General features: G+C 50.2%; 1 protein-coding gene. It reads left to right on the forward strand.

The window, feature by feature from the left end; genetic code table 11:
• The first annotated feature begins 115 nt into the window (after positions 1-115).
• Positions 116-1,072, forward strand: coding sequence for an IS30 family transposase (locus WFI24_RS34150; RefSeq protein ID WP_076210700.1), 957 nt, complete (start codon positions 116-118; stop codon positions 1,070-1,072).
• Positions 1,073-1,081: the final 9 nt, after the last annotated feature.

Below are 1,081 nucleotides of genomic sequence, written 5' to 3' on the forward strand. Positions count from 1 at the left end.
GACAGATTGTAATATGAAGTGCGACACCCGCTGGAAATAAATAAAAAATGGCCCATGGCCGGATTCGTGTAGAATGAAGTCACCACAACAACCATTCACACAAGGAGAATCCACCATGAGCTACAGACATCTTAGCATAATCGAGCGCAGCAAGCTAGAAATCCTCCATCGGCAAGGTCAAAGTTCAAGAGGCATCGCAAAAGAATTAGGAAGACATCCTTCGACGATTTGTCGTGAATTGAATCGTGCTACTTCATCGCAAGCCTATCAGGCAGAACAGGCTCAGAGCGCGTATGAGGAGCGTCGTAAGGCTTCTGTCTCACCTGGTAAATGGTCCGAAGTCTTAGCTATTTCCTTGGAGGAAAAACTGCAGGCAACGTGGTCTCCGGAACAGATCACGGAACGTTTCCGCATCCAAGGCCTGCCGTCGGTCTCCTTTAAAACCATCTATCGTTGGCTCTATGCCGGACGTCTAGTTCGAGGCGTGTTACAGGTCCTTCGACACAAAGGGAAGCGTCAGAAACCCACAGAAACTCGCGGTAAATTCGCTATCGGCAGATCCATTTCGGATCGCCCCAATGAGGTTCGTTCCCGAGAAACGTTTGGGCACTGGGAACTGGATACCGTCGTATCAGGTCGTGGGAAAAGTAAAGGATGCGTAGCCACGCTCATTGAACGCAAAACCCGGCTGTATACCGCCATTCTCATGCCGGATCGTACCGCTTTGTCCATGGAAATTGCGCTTGGTGTAGCCATCTCCCAGTACCCTAAAGGCACCTTCCTTACAGCCACGGCTGACAGAGGCAAGGAATTTGCTTGCTATGCAAACCTGGAAGACACACATGGCTTTCACGTCTATTTTGCTGACCCGTATTCTTCCTGGCAACGCGGTTCCAACGAAAATGGGAATGGACTACTGCGGGAGTTTCATCCCAAGGGCACCGACTTCGCTCAAGTAGAGGATGAAGATCTCGGCCACTCACTGGATCTGATTAACCACAGACCCCGAAAATGCTTGGGCTGGAGAACCGCTCACGAATCTTTCACAGAGGAACTGTCGCACTTGGTTTGACAATCTGTC

This window comes from Paenibacillus sp. USHLN196, from assembly GCF_037144955.1.
Lineage (GTDB): Bacteria > Bacillota > Bacilli > Paenibacillales > Paenibacillaceae > Paenibacillus > Paenibacillus xylanexedens_C.